Origin of the sequence: Asticcacaulis sp. DW145 (genome assembly GCF_037101385.1) — a bacterium.
GTDB classification, from domain to species: domain Bacteria; phylum Pseudomonadota; class Alphaproteobacteria; order Caulobacterales; family Caulobacteraceae; genus Asticcacaulis; species Asticcacaulis currens.
The window spans coordinates 2,341,996-2,368,298 of the sequence record NZ_AP029024.1; the positions used below are offsets into that span (position 1 = coordinate 2,341,996).

The 26,303-nt window shown below is 49.8% G+C and carries 21 protein-coding genes; 4 read left to right on the forward strand and 17 right to left on the reverse strand.

The annotated features are described in order from the left end of the window. Positions 1 to 3 precede the first annotated feature (3 nt). The 4 genes from rfbD to AACH73_RS10725 all read right to left on the reverse strand — a co-directional run bounded on the left by rfbD (position 4) and on the right by AACH73_RS10725 (position 4,768). Entirely contained in the window at positions 4 to 906 is a 903-nt protein-coding gene (gene rfbD, locus AACH73_RS10710) for a dTDP-4-dehydrorhamnose reductase (protein WP_338734917.1), read from the reverse strand. Beyond that, positions 906 to 1,964 (reverse strand): dTDP-glucose 4,6-dehydratase, encoded by a 1,059-nt coding sequence (gene rfbB, locus AACH73_RS10715; protein ID WP_338734918.1) that lies wholly within the window; start codon positions 1,962 to 1,964, stop codon positions 906 to 908. Before rfbB ends, rfbD begins: the two co-directional genes overlap by 1 nt. A gap of 30 nt (positions 1,965 to 1,994) precedes the next feature. Further along, the gene (gene rfbC, locus AACH73_RS10720) at positions 1,995 to 2,537 is read right to left on the reverse strand and encodes a dTDP-4-dehydrorhamnose 3,5-epimerase (RefSeq protein WP_338734919.1); all 543 of its coding nucleotides are present in this window, start codon (positions 2,535 to 2,537) and stop codon (positions 1,995 to 1,997) included. Between the two features lie 119 nt (positions 2,538 to 2,656). Beyond that, entirely contained in the window at positions 2,657 to 4,768 is a 2,112-nt protein-coding gene (locus AACH73_RS10725) for a M3 family metallopeptidase (RefSeq protein ID WP_338734921.1), read from the reverse strand. Between the two features lie 169 nt (positions 4,769 to 4,937). Between AACH73_RS10725 and AACH73_RS10730 the strand changes: the two genes are divergently transcribed. The 3 genes from AACH73_RS10730 (at position 4,938) to AACH73_RS10740 (ending at position 9,020) form a co-directional block, all read left to right on the forward strand. After that, positions 4,938 to 5,792 carry an aspartate/glutamate racemase family protein gene (locus AACH73_RS10730; protein ID WP_338734922.1) on the forward strand — a complete coding sequence of 285 codons (855 nt, stop codon included), beginning with the start codon at positions 4,938 to 4,940 and terminating at the stop codon, positions 5,790 to 5,792. A gap of 997 nt (positions 5,793 to 6,789) precedes the next feature. Beyond that, positions 6,790 to 7,605, forward strand: a complete 816-nt coding sequence (locus AACH73_RS10735) for a glycosyltransferase family 2 protein (RefSeq protein WP_338734923.1) — start codon at positions 6,790 to 6,792, stop codon at positions 7,603 to 7,605. A 218-nt stretch (positions 7,606 to 7,823) separates the two neighbouring features. Next, positions 7,824 to 9,020 (forward strand): UDP-galactopyranose mutase, encoded by a 1,197-nt coding sequence (locus AACH73_RS10740; protein ID WP_338734926.1) that lies wholly within the window; start codon positions 7,824 to 7,826, stop codon positions 9,018 to 9,020. Here the strand turns inward: AACH73_RS10740 and galE are convergent. The 12 genes from galE to AACH73_RS10800 all read right to left on the reverse strand — a co-directional run bounded on the left by galE (position 9,017) and on the right by AACH73_RS10800 (position 24,181). After that, positions 9,017 to 10,015 (reverse strand): UDP-glucose 4-epimerase GalE, encoded by a 999-nt coding sequence (gene galE / locus AACH73_RS10745; protein ID WP_338734927.1) that lies wholly within the window; start codon positions 10,013 to 10,015, stop codon positions 9,017 to 9,019. The two genes, AACH73_RS10740 and galE, sit on opposite strands and share 4 nt — an antisense overlap. Positions 10,016 to 10,026: 11 nt before the next feature. Then, positions 10,027 to 12,468 carry a glycosyltransferase gene (locus AACH73_RS10750; protein ID WP_338734928.1) on the reverse strand — a complete coding sequence of 814 codons (2,442 nt, stop codon included), beginning with the start codon at positions 12,466 to 12,468 and terminating at the stop codon, positions 10,027 to 10,029. A gap of 4 nt (positions 12,469 to 12,472) precedes the next feature. Beyond that, positions 12,473 to 13,666 (reverse strand): hypothetical protein, encoded by a 1,194-nt coding sequence (locus AACH73_RS10755; protein WP_338734929.1) that lies wholly within the window; start codon positions 13,664 to 13,666, stop codon positions 12,473 to 12,475. Positions 13,667 to 13,725: 59 nt separating this feature from the next. Beyond that, entirely contained in the window at positions 13,726 to 15,534 is a 1,809-nt protein-coding gene (locus AACH73_RS10760) for a glycosyltransferase (RefSeq protein WP_338734930.1), read from the reverse strand. 39 nt (positions 15,535 to 15,573) lie between these two features. Then, positions 15,574 to 16,764, reverse strand: coding sequence for a glycosyltransferase family 4 protein (locus AACH73_RS10765; RefSeq protein ID WP_338734931.1), 1,191 nt, complete (start codon positions 16,762 to 16,764; stop codon positions 15,574 to 15,576). Positions 16,765 to 16,974: 210 nt separating this feature from the next. Then, positions 16,975 to 19,119 (reverse strand): glycosyltransferase family 2 protein, encoded by a 2,145-nt coding sequence (locus AACH73_RS10770; protein ID WP_338734932.1) that lies wholly within the window; start codon positions 19,117 to 19,119, stop codon positions 16,975 to 16,977. A gap of 1 nt (position 19,120) precedes the next feature. Further along, on the reverse strand, positions 19,121 to 19,945 hold the full coding sequence (locus AACH73_RS10775) for a glycosyltransferase family 2 protein (protein ID WP_338734933.1): 825 nt from the start codon (positions 19,943 to 19,945) through the stop codon (positions 19,121 to 19,123). Between the two features lie 4 nt (positions 19,946 to 19,949). Further along, on the reverse strand, positions 19,950 to 20,708 hold the full coding sequence (locus AACH73_RS10780) for an ABC transporter ATP-binding protein (RefSeq protein WP_338734934.1): 759 nt from the start codon (positions 20,706 to 20,708) through the stop codon (positions 19,950 to 19,952). 9 nt (positions 20,709 to 20,717) lie between these two features. Further along, positions 20,718 to 21,509: an ABC transporter permease gene (locus tag AACH73_RS10785; RefSeq protein WP_338734935.1), complete on the reverse strand. Its 792-nt coding sequence runs from the start codon at positions 21,507 to 21,509 to the stop codon at positions 20,718 to 20,720. Between the two features lie 320 nt (positions 21,510 to 21,829). Beyond that, positions 21,830 to 23,443, reverse strand: coding sequence for an IS66 family transposase (locus AACH73_RS10790; RefSeq protein WP_338734936.1), 1,614 nt, complete (start codon positions 23,441 to 23,443; stop codon positions 21,830 to 21,832). Positions 23,444 to 23,510: 67 nt separating this feature from the next. Further along, positions 23,511 to 23,855 (reverse strand): IS66 family insertion sequence element accessory protein TnpB, encoded by a 345-nt coding sequence (gene tnpB, locus AACH73_RS10795; RefSeq protein WP_338734937.1) that lies wholly within the window; start codon positions 23,853 to 23,855, stop codon positions 23,511 to 23,513. Beyond that, entirely contained in the window at positions 23,852 to 24,181 is a 330-nt protein-coding gene (locus tag AACH73_RS10800; RefSeq protein ID WP_338734938.1) for a transposase, read from the reverse strand. Before AACH73_RS10800 ends, tnpB begins: the two co-directional genes overlap by 4 nt. 106 nt (positions 24,182 to 24,287) lie before the next feature. Here AACH73_RS10800 and AACH73_RS10805 point away from each other — a divergent pair, with 106 nt between their 5' ends. After that, complete coding sequence (locus tag AACH73_RS10805) at positions 24,288 to 25,325, forward strand: hypothetical protein (RefSeq protein ID WP_338734939.1); 1,038 nt, start codon at positions 24,288 to 24,290, stop codon at positions 25,323 to 25,325. On the opposite strand, the gene AACH73_RS10810 is transcribed toward AACH73_RS10805, so the two are convergent. After that, positions 25,305 to 26,303, reverse strand: coding sequence for a KpsF/GutQ family sugar-phosphate isomerase (locus AACH73_RS10810; protein WP_338734940.1), 999 nt, complete (start codon positions 26,301 to 26,303; stop codon positions 25,305 to 25,307). The genes AACH73_RS10805 and AACH73_RS10810 overlap by 21 nt on opposite strands.

Sequence of the window (26,303 nt, forward strand, 5' to 3'; positions counted from 1 at the left end):
GACTTACTCCTTCACCGGCGCCGCGACACCCGTCAGGCGCGTCAGGCAATCATCAAGTGACACACGCCATGGATCGAGGCGCAGATTATAAACCTCAGCCAGCTTCTCGCCGCTGAGACGTGAGTTGGCCGGACGTTTTGCCGGCGTCGGATAGGCCTCAGTCGGGATCGGATTGACCTTTACGGCCTTTCCGCCACGCAAGGCAGAACCTTCAAAGATCGCCTCGGCAAACCCGGCCCAGGTCGTCTCGCCCTGGCCTGTCAGGTGGAATATCCCGCGCAACGCAGGATCGGGATCGCCAACAAGCTTTTGCGCGATCAAAAGAAGGGCGCGGGCAATCTCTGGCGCATAGGTCGGGCACCCTCTCTGATCGGCCACGACATTCAGCTCGTCACGCGTTTCACCAAGACGCAGCATCGTCTTGACGAAGTTATTGCCGTAGGGGGAGTAGACCCACGCCGTTCTTAAGATGACATGGTTGGGCGTAGCCGCGGCAATCTGCGTTTCACCGGACAGCTTCGTCACCCCATAGACGCTCACAGGACCTGGGGCATCGCCTTCGCTATAGACGCCATCTTTGTCGCCTGCGAACACATAGTCCGTAGACAGATGAAGGAGGGGTATATTGAGCTCAGCCGCAATCTTTGCCAGCTCACCTGGCCCCTCAGCGTTAATCGCCTGAGCGAGAGCCGCTTCACTTTCAGCCTTATCAACCGCCGTGTAGGCGGCCGAAGAGATGATCACATCCGGCCGAGCCGCCTTAATCGGCCCAGAGAGGGTCTCAGGTTTTGATAAATCGATTTCTGGCAGGCCCACACGAATGATCTCAAGACCAAGGCTCTCACCTAAGGCCTGAACAGAGGTGTCGACCTGGCCTTCCTTGCCTGTAACGACAATGCGCATCATCAGACCTTTTCGCCGAAAACGCCCAGACGCTCGCCCGTATAAACGCCGCCACGCAAGGGACGCCACCACTGTTCATTGTCGAGATACCAGCGCACGGTCTTCTCAATACCCGTGTCGAAGTTTTCGCGCGCCTTCCAGCCAAGCTCCGTTTCAAGCTTGGTGGCGTCAATCGCATAGCGATGGTCGTGGCCCGGGCGATCCGTCACGAAGGTGATCAGTCGATCGTGCGGAGCCCCTTTGGGGTTCATCTCGTCCATAAGGGCGCAGATACGGTGGACCACATCGATGTTCTTGCGCTCATTGCGACCACCGACATTATAGGTTTCACCCAGACGGCCCTTTGACGCGATCAGGTGTAGGGCCCGCGCGTGGTCTTTCACGTAGAGCCAGTCGCGAATATTGGAGCCGTCGCCGTAAACCGTCAGCGCCTTACCCTCCAGCGCATTTAAGATGTTCAGCGGAATCAGTTTTTCCGGGAAATGATAAGGGCCGTAATTGTTCGAGCAGTTCGAAACTACGACAGGCAGGCCGTAGGTACGGTGCCACGCCTTCGCCAGGTGATCAGATGCGGCCTTTGATGCCGAATAGGGCGAGGAAGGATCATAGGGCGTCACTTCTTCAAAGAGCCCTGTTTCTCCAAGCGATCCATAAACTTCATCGGTTGACACATGCAGGAAGCGAAAATTCGCCTTCTCTTCACCTTGCAGGCCATTCCAGTAATGGCGCGCCGCCTCGAGCATGGTGAAAGTGCCGATAACATTCGTCTGCACAAACTCACCCGCCCCGGTGATCGAGCGATCCACATGGCTTTCGGCGGCCAGATGCATGATATGGTTAGGCTTAAATCCGTTAATGGCCGAAACCACCGCATCACGATCACATATATCTGCCTGAAGGAAGCTGTAATTACTAGCGCCCTTTACAGGTTCCAGCGAGGCCAGGTTGCCGGCATAGGTCAGCTTATCCAGGTTTAAGACCGCCGCCCCCACTTCAGAGATCAGATAACGGACAAGCGCCGAACCAATAAAACCGGCGCCGCCGGTGACCAGAATTCGCATTTTGAGTCCTAAAATAAAATAGGCCTGTGCTTAGCGCAGACTTGAAAGCTTAGGCTGGGCCTTGTCCTTATCGGACAGGACCGCTGAGGCCAGATCGATCGGCCACTCAATCCCAATTTCAGGATCATCAAACGCAATACCGGCGTCGTGCGCCGCGCTATATGGGTTCGTTACCTTATAGAAAACTACCGTATCCGGCTCGAGCGTACAAAAGCCGTGGGCAAAGCCCTCCGGTACCCATAGCTGAAGCGCGTTCTCAGGTGTCAGCATCTCCCCTACCCACTGACCAAAGGTGGCAGATCCCGGCCGAATATCAACAGCCACATCGAAGATCGCACCGCGAAGGCAACGGACCAGCTTTCCTTGGACCAAAGGTGCTCTCTGAAAGTGTAGACCTCGGATCGTCCCGACTTTTGCCGACAGAGACTGGTTATCCTGCACAAACGTCACATCCGCCACGTTTTCGCGGAACCAAGGATCCTTGAAGGCTTCCATGAAATAGCCGCGCGCGTCGCCGACCATTTTCGGCGTTAAAAGGACAGGGCCCTTGATATCATAGCATTTGATCTGCATGGCACCGCTTCGCTGAACCCGCTCGTGATACTCAGTTTTACTTCATGGTACAATCCAAAATTGACGAAGGCCAGAGCCCGCAGGCTCCGGCCTTCGCTAGGCATTGCTACTCGGCTCAGTCACGCAAACCCGCGAGACCTCATAAGTGCCGCTGGGTCGGCGTCACGGCCGCGGAACTGGCGGTACGCGTCCGCTGGATCGATTGTGTTTCCTACGCTCAGGATAAATTTCATCATCCGACCGGCAACGGCCTTGTCGTAGAAGCCTTTTGGCGCCTCAGCAAAGGCTTCAGAGCAGTCAGCAGCCACAACATCCGCCCAAAGATAGCTGTAATAGCCAGCCGAATAGCCGTCCGATGAAAAGACATGGGCAAACTGCGGCGTGCGGTGGCGCATGACGATTTCCTTCGGCATACCGAGCTTTGTCAGCTCGTCACGTTCAAAGGCATCCGGATCTATATCGGCATCGCCGGCGAGATGCAGCTTCATGTCAATGAGGGCCGAGGACAGATATTCCACCGTGCCAAAGCCCTGATTGAAGTTATCGGCCTTTTTGATTTTCTCCAGAAGGGAAGCCGGCATAGGCGCCTTCGTCTTATAGTGCAGAGCAAAGCGCGAAAGCACTTCCGGGGTCGACAACCACCGCTCATTCACCTGAGAGGGAAACTCGACATAGTCCCGAGCTACGGAAGTACCCGACAAAGAGGCATAGGTGACATTTGAGGACAGGCCATGGATGGCGTGGCCGAATTCGTGGAAGAGGGTCGTTGCGTCATCCCAGGACACCAGAATGGGCTCGCCTGGCGCCGCTTCCAGGAAATTCGAGTTGTTTGAGACGATCGGCATATTGACCTTCGTCCCATCGCGTGACTGGCTGCGATAGGCATTCATCCACGCACCTGAGCGCTTACCCTTGCGAGCATAGGGGTCAAAGTAGAAAAGGCCCACTACCTTCTCATCTCGAGAGACTTCATATGTCGTCACGTCCTCATGGAAAACCGGGAGACCTTCGACTTTTTTGAACATGAAGCCATAGGTCTGTCCGGCTGCCCAGAACATGCCGTCGACGAGCTTATCGAGCTGGAGATAGGGCTTGATTTCGTTCTCGTCGAGATCGTAACGGGCTTTGCGGACCTTCTCTGCATAGAAGCGGTAATCCCAGGGCTCAATCGTGATGCCCGCCTTCTCGGCGTCGGCGACCTTCTGCATGTCAGAGACTTCTTCATGCACCCGCTTAACGGCCGCAGGCCATACCGACTCCATCAGCTTCATGGCATTTTCAGGGGTCTTGGCCATGGCGTTTTCCACCCGCCAGTGGGCGTGTGTCGGATAGCCGCGCAGCTGAGCGCGCTCAAACCGAAGTTTGAGGATCTTCCTGATCAGCGCATTGTTATCCCATTGATCCCCGTTGTCGCCGCGGTTTACGAAAAGCCGCCAGACCTTTTCGCGGGTGGCGCGGTTTGTACAAAAGGTCGTAACGGGTTCCATCGCTGAGCGGGTATTGGGTATAGCATAAAGCCCTTCCTTACCTGCCGCCTTCGCCGCCGAGGCGGCGGAGGCCAGAAATCCCTCCGAGAGCCCCGGCAGTTCATCCTTGCCAAGATAGAGCACCTGTTCTTCGTCATGGAGCAGATTATCAGAGAACTGATTGAAGAGCGTTGAGAGCTCTTTGTTAATCTCGGCAACGCGCGTTTTGGCCTGTGGTGAAAGGGCGGCGCCTGAACGTACGAAGCCGTTATAGGTCACCCACAGTAAACGGTCCTGCTCAGGCGTCAGCTTCAGCGAGGCGCGTTTGTCGTAAACGGCCTTTATGCGCTGAAAGAGCTTTTCGTTCTGGTTGATCTCATCGCCAAAAGCCGCGAGCTTCGCGGAAAGACGCTTGGAAATGGCCTGAAGGTCCGGAGTCGAAAGACCTCCACTCCAGACGCCGTAAAGTGTTGAGACCCGCTCCATCTCCGCACCGGACGTCTCAAGGGGCACAATGGTGTTCTCAAAGGTAGGAGCTGCCTTGTTCTGCGTAATGGCCGACACTTCCGCCCTCTGGGATCTCATCGCGGCATCAAACGCCGCCTCGAAATCCTCGATCTTGGCCTTATCGAATGGTGGTACACCCCCGTATGGACCCGTCCAGGGCTGGGTAAGAACATTTTCACCTGGGCCTGCAAGCGCCACCCCAGGCATCAGGCTTGCTGACGTCATCAGTCCCATAACCATACGGCGATCCATTTCCATCGAGTGCTCCCAATAAGATTTCACGATGTGTGTACGTGTGGCATCGCAAAGTCCGTTCCAAGTGCAATCATCTAAGCATGCACCCTTGCTGGCGACAAGGGCACAGGGCTATAGACAGGTCCTCACTTCACTGCGACAACATCGTCGCATTCGCGTATGGGGTTATGAGATGGCTATAGGAGTTTTCGATTCAGGCGTAGGCGGATTGAGTATTCACCGGGCGCTAGTGGATCGGATACCAGAGGCTGACTTTATCTATCTCGGCGATCAAAAACACGCCCCCTATGGCGAACGCTCGGGCGAAGAGATCGTAGAGCTGACCCGCCAAGGCTGCGAAATCCTTTTTAATGCCGGGGCCTCAATCGTGGTTCTGGCGTGCAATACCGCCTCAGCTGTGGCGCTGCGCCGCCTTCAATCGACATGGTTGGCGGACTATCGCAAATCTGTCGGGCGCCCCGTGAATGTCCTAGGGATAATCGTCCCGACAATTGAGGCGGCCACGGGCCTGCCATGGGAGCATGAAGCCGAACGTCGCGGGGCAAAAATTGAAAACGTCGATGTGCTTGGCATCTTCTGCACGACAGCGACGGCTCGTTCGCGTGTTTACGAAATTGAGATCGACAAGCGCAGGCAGGACCTGGCCGTCTTCACCGAGCCGTGTATTGGCCTGGCGGGCATGATCGAGGCAGGCGAGAGTGAGGAGAAGTTAAGAGCGGTCGTAGATAGTCGCGTGCAAGCCTTGAAAACGCGTATTGGGCGCTATCCCGACCGCGCCATCCTCGGCTGCACCCATTATGAAATCATAGGGGACCTGTTCAGAGACGCACTTCCCGAAGGCACCCCTCTGATTCACCAGCCCTCCTCCGTCGCATCAGCGTTAGAGCGCTATCTCGAGCGCCATAGCAAGTTTACGGTTGGGGTTTCCGGCCGTCGCCTGTTCTTAACCACCGGCAACGCTGGAAAGCAGCCAAAAATCGTTGATGCGTTTTGGGGTGCCCCCCTGACCTTTGAAATCGCGACCTGAACGACATTTGCAAAATTTTTATAATTTTGCACCTGCGTACGAATTTACGCAGGCGCAATATTCGCGCCGTAATAGAACGCCTGCAAATAAGTGCATTGCATGGCGGATCACCGGATCTTCGGTCGCTCAAAGGGTGACCTGCCGGCGTTAGAGTGCCTCCCCCTTCCCTCTGACCTTATGCGGAACCTTCCCGTGGCTCCGGAGCTTGCCAAGCCTGACATAGCCAGCCGCCTCTTCTGGAGCGGTCTGTCTTTCCTCATTGCGGGCCTCTTCTTTTACGCCGCATCCACTGCAACGGAAACAGGCAGTGCCGAGGTAGCGGGTGCAGCTCAAGCGCCTACCTCTACCGAGAGCTGATTACAACGCACTTGAGGAATACCTCATCCTCTCTGAACTGAACCCCGCAAGTGGAGACTAACGCTTGCGGTTCACTTGACCCCGGTGCGTTTTTTTCTCGACGCTGGCTTACACTGCCGCCATAAGAAGGCGTATGAGACGCCCGAGCCGCTACGACCTCTCCGCCGATTTAGCTGCCATCCTTTCAAACGAATGGGATGGTCGGGTTGTAGCGGGAGCGACAGAGCTCGAACTTTGCGGACTCTATCGATTTGAGACGAACGGCCCTGCGATTGAAATTGAGATCATGGAAATCGGGTCAATGCGACGCAGCGTGGTCTATACATCTGCTACCACGAGCTACCTCCTACTGCCCGACGGCAGATATAAAACCTTCTACAGGCTTATACAGGGGCCGTTGCCAACACACTTTCAACTTGTGGTCACCCGCCTAAACATATGGGCTAGAGCGCGATTATACTTCAGAAAAATCACCGAGCTAGGCATTAATCCGAAACGTTGGTCGAGTGCATTACGAAGTCGCCGCGTCAGTCGGTCTCGGGCCGTCGGTCTTAGTGTCAATAAAAACAGATGCATATCGCCGAAGCAAATAAGCCCGCGGACAATCGTCGAAGGCCTGCCGGTACCCAGAGATACAGCGGTGTCGATAATCATACCTACAAAGATACGGCATGATTTATTGTCGGAATGCTTGCGCTCCCTGAAACAGATCGACGGCGTCAAATACGAAATCATTATTGTTGATAACGGTGCCACAGATGCGGAAATGCTAACTCTCCTGAAGGAGCAGGCGAGGGAATTCAAAACGCGAGTGATCAGGCACGAGATCCCATTTAATTTCTCTACTCTATGCAATCTCGGCGCGACTGAAGCGCAATATCCGTTGCTATTGTTCCTCAACGACGACATAGAGGCGCTGGATGGAAACTGGCTTAAGTCTATGTGTAGCTTTGTGCTTAGGGAAGATGTGGGTGTCGTCGGCGCACGGCTTCTTTACCCTTCCGGTGACCTGCAGCACGGCGGCATAGCCACACATTTTCTGCCTGGTCCCGGCCATCCCTGGCGCCACCTCAAGGAAGAGGCGTGGCGTGAACATCCTCTTCTTTGCACGGCCGGAGATGTAGACGCTGTAACCGGCGCATGCCTTCTCATCCGTAAGACACTCTTCGATCATGTCGGGGGATTTGACGAAACGCGGTTTGCAATTACAATGAATGACGTGGATCTGTGCCTCAAGACACGGAGGTTAGGCCTGAGGGTCATATTCGATCCAGGGGCCACCCTTCTGCATAAGGAGGGACAATCGCGACCCGATGATGAGCGTGAAGACCAGCAGGCACGTCATGCGGCCGAGTTGCGTGCATTCCTGGAACTCTATCCCGATTTCGCCCGCCAGTCCGTTTTTTATCCCGTTGATCTTCGACGTGACACAGAAGCCGCCACCTCAATTCGTTAACCAGGATGAAAAGCGCCACACAGTTGGCCGACAGATGGGCTCTCGCCGTTCAATGTGCGTGCCCGCTTACTATCAAAATAGCTGAAACACTTCGCGCGACAAATAAAGTGATAAATTAAATACCAGCCCTTGTTACCCAGCAGGAAACGGAGCATTCAAACGACCTATGTCGCCAAATTATATATCAGCTCATCCCATAATCATGCATAAGTTACGCTATGCACATCAAAACTAAATCAATAAACTCAGAATCAAATATTATCATGAATATCAATTCAAAAAAAATCTTAGTCGTTGGTGCAGGATTTGCAGGCGCCTGCTATTCCAGAACTCTTGCTGAAGCTGGATTTGAAGTAGATGTAATAGATAAAAGGTCACACATAGGCGGAAACGCATTTGACTTTATTAATGAAAACGGCATAAGGGTGCATAAGTACGGCCCCCACCTTTTTCATACATCTAATTTAAGAGTAATGAGATGGTTATCTAGGTTCAGTGAATGGACCCCATACACGCACCGCGTACGTGCTCTACTACCGAATAAACAATTCGTTCCGATTCCTATAAATATAGATACAATAAAAACTGTTTTTGGAAAAAATTTTAAAGATCCTTCAGAAGCGGAACAATTTATAATGCGTCTGGGCGAAAATTATAAAAATATAAACAATGCTGCGGATTATTTGTATTCTAAAATAGGAAAAGAACTTACGGAACTTTTCTTTCGTCCCTATACCGAAAAGATGTGGGCAGCAAATCTTGAAGAAATGGACGCTTCAGTAATAAAACGCATACCCATAAGATTTGACGGAGAGGATAGATACTTCCCAAATGATATATATCAAGCTCTACCCTCAAATGGGTACGACAATCTATTCGCTTCAATATTCAGTCATGAAAATATAAAAATTCAACTCAGAATGGAATTCGACAAAAAAATAGAGAAGGAATACATACACATATTTAATTCAATGTCAATTGATGAGTATTTCAATTATTCATTCGGGCACTTGCCTTATCGTTCCATTAAATTTCACCATAGAAATGAAAAAAAGCTCACACAACACGTGTGGGCAACAACAAATTTTACAGATATGGGTCCTTTTACACGCGAGACATGCTGGGACGTTTTGCCTAATAATTGCAAAATAGACAATGGAATATACGCCGTAACCTCTGAAGAGCCGTGCGACTATTTGGAAAACGAAATGGAAAGATATTATCCTGTAAAAACGGCAGATGGGGCAAACGAAAAACTATATGAACTGTATAAGCGAATGGCCAGCGATCACGGCCGTATAACCTTCATTGGCAGATGCGGCACTTACCAGTATCTCAATATGGACCAAGTCATAAACCAATCACTGTTAGGGGCGCACAACTGGATTGAAAAAATGAGCCATAACAAAGCTTAAGGCGTGTAAGGCACTCGAAAATTGCTTCCCCCCTCCCAAGCCAATGCAGACTCGACGATCTTATTCAAATCGTCATGCATAGGCGCCCATTCTAGAACATCCCTGGCTAAAGTCGCATTTGCGACGACCTTAACTGCGTCACCGGGACGTCGTTCCGTCGGTATGACTCTAAGAACACAGCCACTTACGCGCTCCACAGCCGCCAAGACATCTCGAACACTGTGACCCCGTCCATATCCCAAGTTGGCGATTATAGACCGCTTTGCTTTCCGTAAATATGAAAGCGCGCAGACGTGAGCAGATACCAGATCTGAGACATGAATGAAATCGCGAATGCAAGTTCCATCAGGCGTTGGGTAGTCTGTCCCATAAATCCAGATACTATCTCGCTTTCCGGTCGCAACCTCACACGCCACCTTGATCAGGTGTGTTGCCCCGTCTGTAGACTGGCCCGCACGCCGTAGGGGGTCAGCGCCCGCGACGTTGAAGTAGCGAAGCGCTGCGTAACAGAAATTGTGAGCGCTACTCGCATCGCGCAACATTTGTTCGGTCATTAGCTTCGACAATCCGTAAGGGGACTCTGGAGCTAGCCTTGACTCTTCAGACACAAGTTCACCAGACTGAGGCGTGCCATAAACTGCTGCCGTTGAAGAAAAAACGACGTGCGGAATCGATGATTCGACTATAAATTTTAGTAGAGCGAGCGACTTACAAGTATTATTTGAGAAGTATTTTAGAGGATTTTGCACGGATTCGGGCACCACAACAGACCCAGCAAAATGTAATACGGCATCAAAATTATATTTATTATGCAAATTCAATAGTATATTAATATCTGAAAAATCATTCACATATAGCTTTGCACGTTTATCCACAGCTTTTGAAAACCCAGTAGAGAGATCGTCAACAACGACTACATGTTCACCCGCATCAAGAAGCGCTAACACCATGTGGCTACCAATATAGCCCGCTCCACCTGTAACCAGTACAGCCATATCAAATACCTCTAGATTTTACGTTTCTCGTTCATCCCGTGTACCAAAAAATGCAACAAAGGATTTACATTTTCGCTTTTGACGTCAGGATGAAGATCCAAGTATCGATTACCATCAAAGTACGGACTAGGGTTTCTACCCTCAATGCTACCATACATTAGATAATGTTCTATAGGGTCTATGCCGCTTTCGCGAACATCCGCATATGTATTTTTATACCAATCGGCATCGAACAAACTAGATTTTTTTATCACTTTATATTCTTCCGATTTGTTTCGAGTCGTATAGTAATCAATAACATTCGATTTAATGGCTTTAAAAACTGAGATGAGGCCGTTAGCAGATTGCCGACTTTCTATTGACTGTAAAATCTGCAATGCATTTTCATAACTATTGACTGCAGGTGCAATTAAACTGAGTTGATAATCTAAAGAGTGCACTTGCTGTCTTAAATGTACAACTTCGGGATTCGAGCCCCTATTTAAACACAAAGCTAGATACCGTGAGCCAAATGAAAATGCGTCAGGCGCTGCTTGCCTAAGCATGTCATGATGATCTGCGGATTTCTTTATTTCATCGCGCGACGCATTAAGCATAGAGTTATCGCGCTTTCTATAAAAGAAGTATGCCTCTGGCAAAACTATAAAACGGCATCCCCTCTCATAAATTCTAATATATAGATTCCAATCTTCGTATATATTCAACGACTCATCATATAAATTTTCTTTCAATACATTCGCTCGGAACAAAGCAGTAGCTGTGGAAAATCTATTTTCTATAGTTCCCGTAACGTGAGGCTCTCCCATCACGATGGAATATGCAACTGAGTCACCCACCTCATACGCACCTTGACGACGATGGCCATCAAGAAATATGCTGGCTTGGCAAGTTACCACATCATAATTTCTATTATTATATAAGGCTTTTGCACATTTCTCTATAAATCTTTCATGTACAAGATCATCCGAATCAAGTATTAATATGTATTCGCCATCAGCGTTCCGAATCCCCAAATTTCGCGCACCCGCCAACCCTACATTAGCAGGACTCTTGATTATTCTCATGCGCGACGAATTATTTTTTTCTAAATTATCGACTATACTAAGGCTTAATTTGTCTGTGGAACCATCATCAACAATTATAATTTCCATGTTACTATATGTAGAATCTAATACTGATTTTAAAGTTTCGATTAAATATTTACCCATGTTATAGTGAGCAATCACGACACTGATTTTCGGCTCTTGCTTGAATTCCAACCAAGGCTCACTGGAAGGTACGAACCTATCCCAAGGCCATGAACTGAATGGAACATCAACTTGATCAATAGCTTGTATTTGAGTGGCGACAACCAAAGCCTCGGTCAAGCCAGCCGATGTTCCATCAAACTTCACGCAATTAACTTCATGGATCCAAGGGGTTCCTTCGCCAAATGCGGGGTTTGTCTGATTTAGTACGACAACAGCACCTAAAAGAGAGGCTTCATAGGCAACAAGGCAGAAGGACTCACATGCCCCAGGGACCACGACAATGGATTTCGCGATTAATTGATTACGTTCAAAATTGTTCAATTTTTCTAAAAATACAAAGCGGTCCTCTAAGGATGGTGGCACCATCGCTTTAATTGATGCCGTATATCCCGCCTCGACGCCACTAGCACAAAAGTACGCATCTTCTGAATAATTGGCGTGTGTCTGCAAAAATGCACTCACTCCTCTAACAAATAGTTCAGGACGTTTTATATGCTGAAGCTTAGACGTAAAGAGTATAGGTCGCGTCTTTAGCGCCAAATTATTTGGCTCATTCTCAATAAGCACGGGCGGTGAATGAATTATTACCCTAGGCTCCCACTCCGTCTTTGTGAAACCAAAAACTTTTCTTGCATAATCTGCATATGGTGCGACCTGACCGATTATAAGATCGCAGTCTCGTAAACACTTTCGCTCGAGATCAAACAAATTGAGATCATTCGGATGGATATAGTATCTCTCTGTTGACAATAGGACGCCGTGAGCTCCATGCAATCGGATAGCTATACAAGACGATCTTAGAAAGCCTGCCCCCAGCTTCTCCTGAAGCGTGCAAAATGCTAGCCCACCCCAATCTTGAAACTCTAGATAGTCAATCTCAACCTTCGACGACAACTCTTTCAGGGCCTGCAACACAAGCCATGACCGCCAGTGCCAGACAGTGTTGCTGTACGCCCAAGAAGGCGGCGCGTGAGCTTCCGGTTGATGTCGATCAGGGGTCGCATCAAAATCGACGCTTATAAGAGCAACCTCTGGAAAAATCGCCTTAAATGCTGCTATCTGAGGTGCGGGAGCGCAGAGCACCATGATACTTCTTGAACGGTCCGCAGCAGACATCGATTTAAGCATGTTATAGTTAACACGCCCAATGCCCCCACCCGTGAATGGGAATAGTTCACAACCGACAAAGACCAACGAACCCATGAGCTCAACCTAACTTCAAAAATTCTTTATAGCGACTAATACCGACTTTATCAGTCTCAGATTGGTAATCTGCGGCAAGAGCTCCTGCCTCATCCGAAGGCACTTTCAAAAGTCGCGTGATAGTTTCGCGAATGGCTACAGGAGAGTTTGGATTTTCAACCGTAGTGACTTTCAGGTAGGGATGCTCCTCTAAGGCATCGAGAAATAGATTACTTCGTATGCATGGGCGGCCCAAAGTCTGACTTTCGACATTTACCATGGGATGACAGTCTGTGAGAGATACATTCATAGCAAAAGTGGAAGTCGCATATTGCAGAAAAGTGTCTTCGCGGGATTTGAAGACAACTTTTTCCAGTTTATTGCCGGCCATCAACGGTAGCTCAAGATTGCTAGCAAAGTGTACGACCCGCTGTACATCCTCGTTAAGAGCGGCCCCCAAAGCTGAATTATAGACATTTTTAATCCAGCTTCCCCAGCCCGGTATAAACGCAGTCGTTTGTTCGGGTCGTTGAATGATGGGCAAGCCAAGCGACTCAAGACGCGGCGAAAGGTTAAAAAGCATTGGATAATGCAAATTTACCCCTGGGATTTCAATGCCAGCTTTCATAAAATGCAATGCGCCGACATGGCCGCCAGCCTTCAGGTCTATAGCCAAAAACGCGAGCCTACGCTCCGGCTCATTGCACCATTGCGAAAGGGAGCCATGGAACACGATCGACACAATCTCCGCCAAACCCTGAGAGCTTAGGGCACGACAAAGGAGGCCCGTATTTTGAGATACTCCGTGAAATACGATACGAGAGGGAGAAGCTGAGATTATTTCCTCTACCAGGCGGAAAATCTTTTCTGGAGAAAGCAGAGCATCGGTCAATGCCAGCTTCCGTCCAGGCAAAGAGCCGCAAGCGGCTCTGATACCCTCCCAGTGCTTATGAAAAACATACAGAACGTTTTCGAAACCCGCCACTTCATGGGCATAGCGCGTGTCGCGTGGTGCATCCCAGATGTAATCTATAGAGTCTTTTGTGTGCGGATCAGATGATACGTCAGAAGAAATTTCATCACGCGGATACGCCGAGTATACCACTTTTTGCAGTTCTAATCTCGCTTTTGCGGCGAACTTTAATTGAGAAAGCTGAAGCCGCAAACTCTCTAGCTCGACACCTACATCGATATATTCGGAAGATTGAAGCTTTTCCACAATAATTTCCTTTATATTTATATTCTTTTTTCCGCACCATTCCCGAGCAGCGACAGGCACTACATGCGCGATGCCATGCTTTCATTTGCGGTTACATCATCGATCAAGATACGGAGAGCATCTCCTATGGCTTTCGTATAACGGGCCTGTTTCTCATCCCAATCGACTCGCTTTACATCATGAAAAACGGGGTATTGCGTGAGCTGCGTAAACACCTGCCAATGGTCCGTCGAATTTGCATTAAGCAGTTCGGCCATAAAGACATCTTTGATTTTAGTGACGGCCTCATCTGAAGCGCCATCGGCGGCCAAAATGCCGATATAAGGGTCGGCGCGAAGCACCCTTTCAACCCTAACTCTAACCGATCTTTCTCGGCTCAACCAAAGCCAGAAGTCAATTGCTCCAAAATCCCAATCAAAGCTTTCTTCTTCGGTATGATGGATAATCGCACTTCCAAAGCGCGCCCTAAGACCATCGCGTACAATCCTCCAAAATGCCAAGGCCGACTGTCTTATATGGTCTGCACTAGGTTCATGCACCCACCCACCGATGCCCGTGATCTTCTCTGGCCTGGTAACCTTAGCTCCATCCACAAGGAGAATGACATCATTTTCCTGCGCCAGCCGTTCGACTCGAGTGCGGTCAAAAAGTACCACCTCAACCTCAAAATCATTGCGCTGCTCGCAGATCTGGGACAAAAGCCTTTCACCTTCGGTGACGGTGGGTGCGACGATTGTTAGCTTCTCTACGCCACCACCTAAGGCTGACAAAATTGCACGAACCGAGGCATCTTCTGAGGTTTGTAGCAGAATACGCCCCCCGAAAGTAGTTGGCGCCATATCGCCAGACAAAGTTTCATCCTCTAAGCGGGACTCAGATGCCAAGAAAAGGTCAAATTGATCTCTTATGGACCATGTTCCCGCATTAATACGCTGGAATATTGACCAAATATATCGCACGCGTGCCTCTACAGTATGACGACGCATGGATAGTTGTTGCCCCCTAATTGCACGAGCCTCCGTTCCCTCGAGGTCGCCCACGGCATCACGAACTATTTTTTCAACATAGACATCGTCATAAATACGTGCACGTGGGATCAAGGCAGAATTATCATCAGAGAAACCTAATATTAATTTTTCTATCTCTGAATGTGGTTCAGGAGCTATTAGAAGAGAACCAGCCATAGGTATTTCAAAATACTTAGCAACAATGGAGCCATAGGCCACATCATCTGTAAGGCCTATCCGATACTCACCTAAAACTTCAATAAACTTCTCCCGCAACTCGGAGCGTTCAGGCCGTGGATCAAGATCTGCAAGCGCCTTAATCATGCGCGTACGCAGTGGGTATGCAGCCTCTGACAACGTCCCGGCGATGCCGAGAGCCTTACGTTCCGAATGAGGTTTGTGCCAAGGATAATGTGCCGTGTAGTTCGGACAGTATATCATCTGAGAACGCGCGACTTCATTTACGGACAGCGGCAAAGCTGAGATAGGCTTCGCCAAGCAGTAATCGGAAAGGACTGGCGTGGAGGCGTGCACCTCTGAGTAGTACTCTCTCGAGTAGTTTCTAAAAAATCTATGTAGGTCATCCGTTACGATCATTTTGGGGAAATCGAATTTTCGAAATGCCGGAGCGCAAACTTCGCAAAATACAACCCCTATGTATCCCCTTTGGATAATTATTTGGGTGATTTCACCAACAAAATCAGACCCTTCAAATTCATAAACATCAACATACTTATGATTAGAAAACATAAACCAATAGAAAGGCGAGCATGAGTAATACTGCTTCCAACTCTTTGCGAAGACAAACGCTATTTTATTATTTGGATTTACAATATACCCGGTAGGAAATTCCGAATTCATATTATCTCACCTATTATGCTATTCACTTTCCGATTTATATTATATTATTGCATAGTCTCGCCAGATTTCGCCTATGGTTTCTTTGTAACCTTTTGCAAATTTTTCCAATGTAAAATAATCTTCGTATGCTTGCTTTGCACGCAAACCTAGATCACTAACAATGTCTTGGTTATCGATTAAATTCGCCACTGTATTCATGAGCGATTGAACGCTGCCATCAAACAGAGCCAGGGCCCCAGATGTCATTTCAAACACGGAGATATTGCCTCCTGTGGCTGAGGCGATAACCGCCTTACCAGCCGCCATGGCCTCAATAAGCACGAGATCAAAGTAGGTGCGACGATTAGGCAAAACAAAAACATCAGAGATTGAGAACAGCACTTCTGGAGACGATGTCCATCCGATTTCTAGCCAGCGCGGATGCGACGGAGGCACAACTCCATCCAAACGGCCCGCAACGACCACAGCTAAATCCGGCCTTGCCTCAACCAACGGCAGCATGGCGTCGACAAATATATCATACCCTTTAATAGGCTCGTGTCGCCCCATAAACGCGACCACCTTTTTCCCTTCAAGGCCGAGGCGTTTCTTCTCGGGCGGCTCATTATGACTTAGGGTTACGGGCGGCGCACCGGTAACAACGAAGCGAATATCCTTGTCTGCAGCCAAATCAGCAAATCCGGGGATAGTATCATAATAGGGGTCCATGGCCCGCTCAGACGGAAAAATCCATACATCCGACTTTTTGAAAGCAATTGCCTCGATTTCACGAAGAGCAAATTCGTATTGATCGCAAAGGGACGAATTATACCCTTTCCGTCGCCAACCGTTTGAGGCCTCGAGGGCCACACTTTCAGGGCAATGACTAGTTAGGATGACGGACACGTCGCGACGCCCAATTTCTTCCAGAGAGTTTATGACCTTAAGCGCGTCAACAGTGAAGTGGGCGTGAATACTTTTAGTTTCACCTTCAAGAAGAGGGGCCAACTGAAAGGGTGCCAATTTTATGTGCTGAGGATTTAGATAGCTCTCTAAATGTCCGCGTAACACTTCATCTGTAGGATGAGCCCCTTCCGGCGCGGGTGCCAGCTTAGGTCCCTGAGGCACAATCCGTATGCGATCATCTGCTCCCACTAGACTCAACCCAGTTGCAAGGTTTGCTAGATAACCCGATGGCCCACCAGCTCGTGGATCTAAGTACGCATTAAAGAAAATCTTGTGACCACCCATATGCGAACTTGCCCCTCCTTGCCAGCTCTGATGACGCCAATCTTATACCCACCACTCTACGCACCTGGGCAACGCGCATAGGCCTGGTCCCTAGTTGGTTACCAGGTAATCGCGTCATTCCCTCCTCGCCCAATATCCCTTTCCAATATGATTGTCGAGACGATTTACCAGAGGGGAACACCGGGTACAGGCTCAGTTAGCTTATTGGTGTTAGGCTATTGACGAGACTCTTTCAGAGACAAGACGTGGGGGCCAAGCCAACGAAAAGTCTGTGTGATCCAGGCTGAGATTTGGATTATAGGCGGGATCCCAATAAAGTTTCTCCCCCCAGCGCGCAATCATTGCGTCTACCTCAGCCTGAAACCGCCTCTGTTTCTCAGGGGTAGTCTCTTCACCGCGTGAGGCCGATTCATGATGAACCATCTCGGCATAGGGCGTCCAGATATTTCGATAACCTGCAGCGACAACTTTAAGACAGAAATCAACATCGTTGAAGGCTACAGCCAAACTTTCATCGAAGCCGCCCACCAACCCAAAGACATCCCTACGTACCATTACGCATGCGGCAGTCACGGCACTAAAACTCTGGTGGTGAACGGCCCGACAGAAGTAGCCCTTTGAGCCTGCATCTAAATGCTTATGAACATGCCCAGCAACTCCCCCCATACCCAATACAACACCTGCATGTTGTATAGTGCGATCCGGATACCAGAGACGCGCTCCCACGCATCCAATGTCCTTCATTTGTGCAAACGAAACAAGCTCTTCGAGCCAACGATCAGTAATTATTTCGATATCATTATTCAATAGTACAATATATTCGCCTGCACTCTCCTTCACGCCGATGTTCACTAGGCGGGAAAAATTAAAAGTCAGATCATCTCTAACAATCTTTACGCCCCGGCCTTTTAGATATGCAAAATATTCGAGTGTATCCGTTTCTATGCTACCATTATCTATAATTACGATTTCGTATTTTTTGTATGTGGTATTGGAAAATATACTTTCGACAGCGACACGTAGCAAGTCTAATCTATCACGCGTGGGTATAATAATGGAAACTAATGCATCTTTATTCCGGAGAGCATATTGCACACGATAATGGCCGATCTTTGCATCCGCGATATCTACTGTAGCATCAACCCCAATGCGCTTGAGGTGATCGCGAACTGCCTTTACGCCAGCTTGTGTAGCATAACTTTTCTCACTTACATCTACAGCCGTACTGCCTGCGATTGCGCGCCAATGGTAGAGTACTCTGGGGATGTGGTGAATGCGGTCGACAAATGTTTGCTCCACGACACGTAGCGCCAAATCGTGATCTTGCGATCCTTCATATCCGCGCCGGAAACCGCCCACCCGTTCCACCAGGGCGCGCCTGTACACGCCAAGGTGGCTTACCATGTTCTGAGCCAGAAAAAGCTCATAATTAAAGTCACTTTTGAAATATGGGTCAAATCGCCGACCCATTTCATCAATCTTATCTTCATCAGAGTAGATCACATCCAACGCAGGGAAGCGATCAATCGCGTCACCTACCCAGAAGAGAGCATCTTCAGGTAAAATATCATCATGATCAAGAAGAGCGACATACTCACCCGTCGCTAGACCCAAAGCAGAGTTTGATGCCTCGGATATGTGGCCGTTAATATCGCGAAAGCAAACTCGTATCCTATTATCCCGAGTTTTGTACTCTTCTAGTACTGTGCGAATCTCAGGATTTGTTGAGCAATCGTCTGCAATGCAAAGTTCCCAATTTGGATAGCTTTGTCGAATAACAGACTCGATAGCCTCAACAAGGAACGGGACCGGTGGATTATATACGGGCATAACGACAGAGATCAGCGGATGCCTCTTGAACATTGCTAACCGGCGCCTTTGCTCAGATTTTGATAATTGCAATATTGCAGAGTGAGCCTTCAGCCAATCTGAATAGTGCGTGCGCCGGGACAATACCTCATCCTGCGTAAAGTATACGTAGAATGCCTGTCGATTCTCTTCTTTGCCATATTGCAGAAAATGGTTATGAGAATCGTTTCCTAGAGCAGCCACATCGGGATAGGCCTTTGCATAGGCTACCGGGTTAAAGAACCTCGCCTTTCGACCTTCCAGAATGCCATGTAAAAAGAAATGCACAAACGGATCGGTTCCCGAAGCCGCCACATCGGGATAAGCGTCGCAGTAAAACTCGCCATCGAAGTATGAAGGCGAAAGAGAAAAGGCACGCGAATTCGCTCGCGCAGCTCGAAAATCAGTACTGATAAGCGACCTTTTTTCAACTCGAAGAGTCTCCAATATTTTAAAAATAAAATTGGAAATACGATATTTGGTTTTTATAGAAAAAAATTGGAACATTTCAAAGAAAATTCCTTAATCTCTTGATCTCCAATTGCGTATCATCCAGATAATTTAGAGCACTCAGATCCTCTACATCGTTAACATCATGCAATTTAAAACTATCATCATTATACCAGTATTTTAAATCTGAATTTTCACCTGTCCCGGCTTGCCCTCTTTTTGCTTTGACAAGATATTCCTCATAAGTTTTTGTGTAGTAGTGATTGATCTGAGCACAATCGAGCCTAATTTTATTAGAGCGGCCCCGAGATAAAAGCGTTAGTTCTTCACCATCAGCAAATACGATTTGGCCATTCGTATCACTCATGTGCATGTCAATGTGCGGCCCAATCGTTCCTATGCGCAGAAAACTTTTGAGGTGATCGTTCATTGGGAAATCAGCGGCAGCAGCGCGGGTAAATCGCTCAATTACCAAGCCAGGCTCCCACTTTGATCGGTGTGAAGAGCCAAAGATACGCCAATTTATTCCGATCGCGGTTACGTTTGAGCGCGCATGGATGGGCGCCAACATATTTTTGAGGGTCGTGTTGTGCAAAACCAGAAATTCGTCGCAGTCAACAAAAAATATCCAGTCTGTATCAGCCTTACCAATAGCATCAACGTAGGCGGTAATTTGTGGGGACTCTTTAGCCCCCAGCTTCCAGGGGCGATGTATTATTTGTCCAGAACGCGCGAGCGCCTTTAATAATGAAGCAGAACTGTCGGAACTGTTGTTTTCGTAAACGACAACTTTATCGAACCCGATATTTCGATAGTAAGCGATCCACTCTAAAAGATAGGGCCCCTCATTTTTCGCGATCAAACAGACAGTACACGTGACCATGTCTTTATTCCAAGCTTTCCACCACTTTGTTATGCTCAAAGTCCCATGAAGCCACGTCGCCGAAAAAGATCTGGGAACCACTATTCATAACCAGTACTTTATTGCAAAGTGATTTTATCAAATCTTGATTATGACTAGCCAATACAATGACTCGCGATTTAGCGAGTATGTCGTTAAGACGATCCAGAGCTTTTTGAAAAAAGCTCGCATCACCAGCTCCAATCCACTCATCCATTAGCAAGATATCGGGCTCAAGACTTGTAGCGACACCAAAAACCAAACGCGTCGTCATACCAGCAGAATATGTCTTCAACGGTAGATCGATAAATTGTCCCAAGTCTGAGAAATCAACGATATCAGGTATTTTTTGAATAATTTGCTTTGTGGTGTATCCCCTCATACGCCCCATGATGATGATATTTTCGCGACCGGTCAGCTCCAGATCCATACCCAATGCAATATCAATCATGGATGATACCTTGCCAGCGACCTTAAGATGTCCTTTGTCCTGTTCGTAGACGCCGGCTAGAACTTTCAGCAACGTCGTCTTCCCCGCGCCGTTGTGACCGATTATGCCGAGCCGATCTCCTTCGTTCAAAGAGAAGTTAATATTCTCCAAGGCTTTGACGTGAACGACGTCATGTCCGTCCTTTAGCAGCTTGCCGCCAACGGCCAGATTAGCAATTGCGTTACGCAGCGACTGCGCACGTATAGAGTAGATAGGGTAAGACAACTCGATACCCTTCGCTTCAATAACCGACATAACGAGCCTTTAAATCCAGAAGGGAATCCGACGACGGTTGATGGTAAACGCGAACGCCCACACAATCACGCCAAGCGCCGTTGAAACGATGGCGAGAACCCAGACTTTGGAAGGCGCCACACTGCCCATCAAAGCCTGCCTGGTAATTTCAACCGTTCCATAGAACGGATTAAAATCGACGAGCGCAGTCTTCCAGCCCTTTAAGTTAGTAGGATGCCAAAAAATCGGGGTCAGTACGGACAAAAGTTGCCCAACATAAGGCAAGAGGAAGCGCATATCTCGAAAGCGCGCCGCTATCATCGCCATTACCATCCCCCAGGAAAACATGAAGATAATGACGATTGGCACCGCGAATATCAGTGACCAATGAGGCAACAAAGGCCCCCCGACAAACGCCATAGATATATAAAAAACAATCATGTTGTGAAAGAACAGGATAACAGCCTTGCAAGTCGTTTCAAAAGCATAATATGTAAACGGGTAAGCATGATTTCTAATTATGGACGCATTCGCCATGAACATTTCAGGGGCCTCATAGAGCACATACGCGGCCATAGTGAAGGCGAGCATACCGCTCATGATATAGGGCAATGCCTCCTGAAGACTCAGCCCAAAAATTCCACCAAAAATAATTGAAAGTGATAAAGACGTGGCCACCATAGAGCCGCTTATCCACAAAGAACCCAAAAAAGTTCTTTTGTACTTAGCCATAAGATCATGGTAAGCTTGATACATCCAAACATGGTAAAGGGATACTCCACCCTTTACATCTTTTACAGCTTTGTTTATCATAATGGCCATGAGTTGTATTTTAAAAATAACTGCGGGCTCGCAGGAAACGCATCCCCAATTTCGGCCGTACGATTAGACGATTGCATTTAGGTTTTCAAGCCACTCTTTTTAATTGAACCAGGAGAGAAAGCGGAAATTCCCAAAATTCAAATGCACTCCACCGCCGCCGCTTGCGATAGTTGCAAAGCGTTCGACGAGGAGGCTAGCAACTGTCAATCTACCAACTTGTCGGTCAAATTATGGAAAAAGTCGTAATTTATGAAGACGCGAACTATCTGATCGGTAAGCGTAAACACGCCCCCGTGTTGCGGATCTAATGATTTCGTGGATCAGGCGCCGGCTTGATCTGGCTTAAAATTCCAAGGCATGAGTTCGTCGAGACGAGTGACAGTCCAGCCGTCTGCGATGCGCTGAAGGGTCTTTGTCAGCCAGGCCTGCGGATTGACCCCGTTCATTCTGGCTGTCTGGATAAGCGACGCGATGATAGCCCACGTCCGGCCACCGCCGTCTGAGCCCGCGAACAGGCTGTTCTTCCGCGTTATGGTCTGAGGCCTGATGGCGCGTTCGACGATATTGGAGTCCAGCTCGATACGCCCGTCATAAAGGAACCGCTCCAGCACCTTGCGACGACGCAGGGCATAGTCGATAGCCTTTGCCAGGGATGATTTCTGAGAGATCTGCGACGAGGTCTTTTCCCAGAGCTGGAAGAGCTCCTCGACTATGGCCTTGGCATGCTTCAGGCGGTAGGTAGCCCGCGCTTCCGGCGACTGGCCACGCACCTTGTCTTCGTGGTGCCAGAGTGCAGACATGATCTCAACCGTCTGGGTGGCTACGGCCGAGCTGTTGTTGGCATGCAGGTCATAAAACTTCCTGCGGACATGCGCCCAGCACCCGGCGAGCTGGATGCCCGTATTGGCATCCGGGGCCTTTTCAAGCTGATTATAGGCCGCGTACCCATCCACCTGAAGGACGCCGTTGAAGCCGGCGAGATGGCGCTTTGGCCGGTCGCCTGAGCGCCCATCCTCGAACTGGTAGACGACGATCGGCGGATCCCCGCCGCCGAAGGGGCGGTCGTCTTTCACATAGGCCCAGAGATAGTTGTGTAACACCTTCCCGTTTCCGGGAGACAAGGTCGGCAGAACCGTCTCATCGGCGAACAAACGCTCCCCCTTGAGGAGTTGTGCCATCATATAGGCGTGCAAGGTGGTCAGCTCGAAGCCCACCGCGCCCATCCAGCCCGCCATCACCTGGCGACTTACCTCGATGTTTTGCCGCGCGAAGATCGCTTCCTGGCGATAGAGGGGCAGGCCATCGGCATATTTGGCGACCGCGATATGGGCAAGCAACGCCTCGGTTGGCAGGCCCGCCTCGACGATATGGTTAGGTGCCTTAGCCTGAAGGACGCCATCGATGGACTTGTCCTTGTAGGCGTAACGGGGGCGCACGGTGACGATGACCCGGTACGTCACAGGTATCACGTCCAGGCGCTCGCTGCGGTCTTCACCGATACGTACCTTTTGCTTGCCCGCGTGCTCTTCGGGCTCCTCGGGTTCAATGACGACCTCAATGCGCTCAAGGTGCGCCGGCAGGCTCTTGCGGGGTCGCGACGGCGACGACGCTGACTTCGGTCGTCCTTTGCCGATTTCAGCCTCAAGGGCGCCTACGCCCGTCGCGACCTCTTCAAACAGAAGCACGAGTTGCTCGTCATCTTCGGCCGGCGGCGCCTGTAAGGTCTCAGATTTGCGCGAGAAGCGGCCGCGGTTGAAGATCTTGAGGATATCATTGAGCCGATCCAGACGCTCATTCAACGCGACTTCCCGGCTTTTCAGGGCGCTGACCTCGGCTTCAAGCGCTTCCACCCGAGCGGCCTTTTGGGCCATTTCCAGAGCAAACGCCATCAGCGCGGCTGGATCTTTCGGAAGGATAATCGAGGGGTCCGACATGAACGATTTATACCATGCAACCCCCTTATCGGCATGGGATTTCTTCAGATTTTTGGACTAAATTTCCCTATCCCGCAAGGCGAGGACGAGCCACCTTCTCGGGCCGAACCCGCTTCCAGTCGAGCCCGTCCAAAAGGGCCAGCGCCTGCGCCTGGTTTAAGCGAATACGCGCCTGCCCGACCTTCGGCCAGCAAAAGCTTCCCGTCTCAAGACGCTTCGATACCAGGCAAACCCCGGTGCCATCAAACCACACCATCCGAAGCCGGTCGGCCCGCTTAGACCGGAACACATAGACCGTCCCGTTGAACGGATCGTGACCTGCATCACGAACCAGACCCAGAAGACCATCCATACCTTTTCGGAAGTCGATAGGCTGGGCTGACAGCAACACCTTGACGCCAGCCGGGATCATGCCGCGCGTACCGCTCGGATCACGCGAGCCAGCGCCCGCTCATCAACCGACCCCGTACATCGCACGACCACGCCGTTGATCTCAATCTCGATTGAACCGTTCTCTTCAGCTCGCCGCGCTGACACATCGCAAACCGTCTCAACCAGCCCATGATCACGGCAGTACCGGCGCCATCCAAACAACTGCGACGGAGAGATGCCGATCTCCCGCGCCAGAGCCGACGCGTTCACCCCAGGCATCATCGAGCGCGCCGCCATCTCCGCCTTGAAGTCCTCAGGCCAGTCGCGGCGCACCCGCCCGACCCTCCCGCTTGTCACAAGCTCCACAAACTGACTACTTCTAGTCGCATGCATAGGCGTAGCCATAGAAGTTCATACCCCGTGCCTCAAAACACAGCATACTCGAACTTTTCAGGCCGCCGGAAAACGCGGGGTGGGGCTTACGCTTACTCTGATCGAGTACTTTACGGGTGAGAAAAGTACGAAACTGGTTCATACTTTTACACATCTCGGTAACCGCGAATTGGCGGGCATGGGATATGGTGGGGCAGAGTTTTTCGATGCTGGCTATGATGTTATAGCCTTCAAAACCAATGTCGATCACTGGTATCAAGATATACCTAAACACATTTTCGAGACGGTTCGGGCGAGAACCCTCGATAAGGGTTATTTACGCCGAATCACATATGGCGGCTCAATGGGGGGGTTTGGTGCGTTAGCCTTTTCAAGGCATTTGGAAGCAGACACCGCCCTCGTCTTTTCGCCTCAAATCTCACTCGGAGAAGCGTTTGATAAACGGTGGGACAGCTATCTGAACAAATTTGAATGGGCCTATCCTATCAACTCAGATACTTTTTCTGAAAAAATCCATATAATTGCCATATATGATCCGATGGACATAGATGCGAAGCATATTGATCTTTTAAAAGACTATGTCGTTCATGAAAAATTTACTCCGATTCAAATTCCATTTGCAGGGCATGCCACCCCCCAATATCTTTCGGAGATCAAAATATTACGACGCTTAGTTTTACAATTAGCAGAAATTCACTCCGCTGATGGATTCGATATATACTCTGAAAGAAAAAATTCTTGGTCTTATCATTTTCATCTTGGCTTAAATCTACTCCATAACAAAAAGTACCAAAGCTCCCTGCGAGTGTTCAAGAGAGCATTAATTTTCAAACCGATCGACGCCGACACACATAGATTGATTAGCACTTGTCTTCAATATCTCCGAGATTATACAGGTTCTACCGTAGCGGCCAAGCAAGCTGTAAATTTGTCTCCAACATTCCAAAACTATGATCATCTTAGTTATCAACAGATGCTCTCCGGCGAATGGGGATCGGCGTTGCTATCCATAGAATCTGCCCTATTACTATCACCCGATAATGAGGGGCTCATTCAGCGTAAAGAGCACCTCGTGCACAAGTTGAGAGATAAGGGTTCATGCAACACCGGCTCTTAAAATCTCATGCAGATGAATGACACCCACCGGCCGTGTGTTCTCGACAGCAAAGATGCCTGTAATGCTACGGGCGTTCATTTCGGCAAGGAGCTGTGAAGCCAGAGTGTCCGGCGTGGTCACACGCGGGGCCCGGGTCATGATTTCCGAGACGGCACGGTCTACAAAGCCTTCTGCGAAGGCGCGGCGCAGGTCGCCATCCGTTAGGATCCCGGTTAGCTGGCCTTCAGTATCCACCACGCCCGTCATGCCGTAGCGCTTGGAGGACATCTCAACGATAGCCCGCGATAGCGGCGTGGCTTCGCCGACAAGCGGCATCGCGTCTCCTACCTGCATCAAATCGCGTACCTTAAGGAGCCGCGATCCCAGCTTTCCACCAGGGTGGAACTGCCGGAAGTCCTGTGCGGTGAATTTTCTCAGCGACAGAAGGGCGACGGTGATGCAGTCGCCCATCGCAAGCTGCATGGTCGTAGACGTAGTAGGGGCAAGTCCGTTAGGACAAGCCTCGGCCATTTTCGGCAAGACAAGCGCAATATCCGCAGCCGATCCAAGGGCACTTTTTGGGCCAGAGGTTATCGCAATCAATGGTACGGAAAAACGCCGCGTGTAAGCAATAATGTCGGCAAGCTCCGGCGCCTCTCCTGACCAAGAAAGCGCAAGCACAACGTCATTTGCGCCGACCATACCCAGATCGCCGTGACTGGCTTCGGCTGGATGTACGAAGTGCGACAGAGCGCCTGTAGAAGCCAACGAGGCGGCAATCTTTCGGCCAATATGGCCTGACTTTCCCATCCCGGTGACGATGATACGGCCGCTCTTGGCCTGGGCGTCTAAAATGGCTGAAATAGCCGCTTCAAAGCGGACACCGAGCTCGCCATCGAGGGCGCCTCGCATGGCATTCAGGCCTGCCGCCTCTATTTCAACAGTCTGTTGGGCTGCCTGCAGGGCCGAGGTGGCATCAAGGGCGGTTTCTAAAGCCAT

Bases quoted from the DNA above. Each gene is read 5' to 3' on its own strand.
- rfbD (WP_338734917.1), bottom strand. From the start codon at position 906: ATGATGCGCATTGTCGTTACAGGCAAGGAAGGCCAGGTCGACACCTCT.
- AACH73_RS10750 (WP_338734928.1), bottom strand. From the start codon at position 12,468: ATGGGTTCGTTGGTCTTTGTCGGTTGTGAACTATTCCCATTCACGGGT.
- AACH73_RS10790 (WP_338734936.1), bottom strand. From the start codon at position 23,443: ATGTCGGACCCCTCGATTATCCTTCCGAAAGATCCAGCCGCGCTGATG.
- AACH73_RS10740 (WP_338734926.1), top strand. From the start codon at position 7,824: ATGCACATCAAAACTAAATCAATAAACTCAGAATCAAATATTATCATG.
- AACH73_RS10785 (WP_338734935.1), bottom strand. From the start codon at position 21,509: ATGGCCATTATGATAAACAAAGCTGTAAAAGATGTAAAGGGTGGAGTA.
- AACH73_RS10765 (WP_338734931.1), bottom strand. From the start codon at position 16,764: ATGGGTGGTCACAAGATTTTCTTTAATGCGTACTTAGATCCACGAGCT.
- rfbC (WP_338734919.1), bottom strand. From the start codon at position 2,537: ATGCAGATCAAATGCTATGATATCAAGGGCCCTGTCCTTTTAACGCCG.
- AACH73_RS10730 (WP_338734922.1), top strand. From the start codon at position 4,938: ATGGCTATAGGAGTTTTCGATTCAGGCGTAGGCGGATTGAGTATTCAC.
- AACH73_RS10725 (WP_338734921.1), bottom strand. From the start codon at position 4,768: ATGGAAATGGATCGCCGTATGGTTATGGGACTGATGACGTCAGCAAGC.
- AACH73_RS10775 (WP_338734933.1), bottom strand. From the start codon at position 19,945: ATGGTCACGTGTACTGTCTGTTTGATCGCGAAAAATGAGGGGCCCTAT.
- AACH73_RS10810 (WP_338734940.1), bottom strand. From the start codon at position 26,303: ATGGCTTTAGAAACCGCCCTTGATGCCACCTCGGCCCTGCAGGCAGCC.
- galE (WP_338734927.1), bottom strand. From the start codon at position 10,015: ATGGCTGTACTGGTTACAGGTGGAGCGGGCTATATTGGTAGCCACATG.
- rfbB (WP_338734918.1), bottom strand. From the start codon at position 1,964: ATGCGAATTCTGGTCACCGGCGGCGCCGGTTTTATTGGTTCGGCGCTT.
- AACH73_RS10780 (WP_338734934.1), bottom strand. From the start codon at position 20,708: ATGTCGGTTATTGAAGCGAAGGGTATCGAGTTGTCTTACCCTATCTAC.
- AACH73_RS10770 (WP_338734932.1), bottom strand. From the start codon at position 19,119: ATGTTCCAATTTTTTTCTATAAAAACCAAATATCGTATTTCCAATTTT.
- AACH73_RS10760 (WP_338734930.1), bottom strand. From the start codon at position 15,534: ATGAATTCGGAATTTCCTACCGGGTATATTGTAAATCCAAATAATAAA.
- tnpB (WP_338734937.1), bottom strand. From the start codon at position 23,855: ATGATCCCGGCTGGCGTCAAGGTGTTGCTGTCAGCCCAGCCTATCGAC.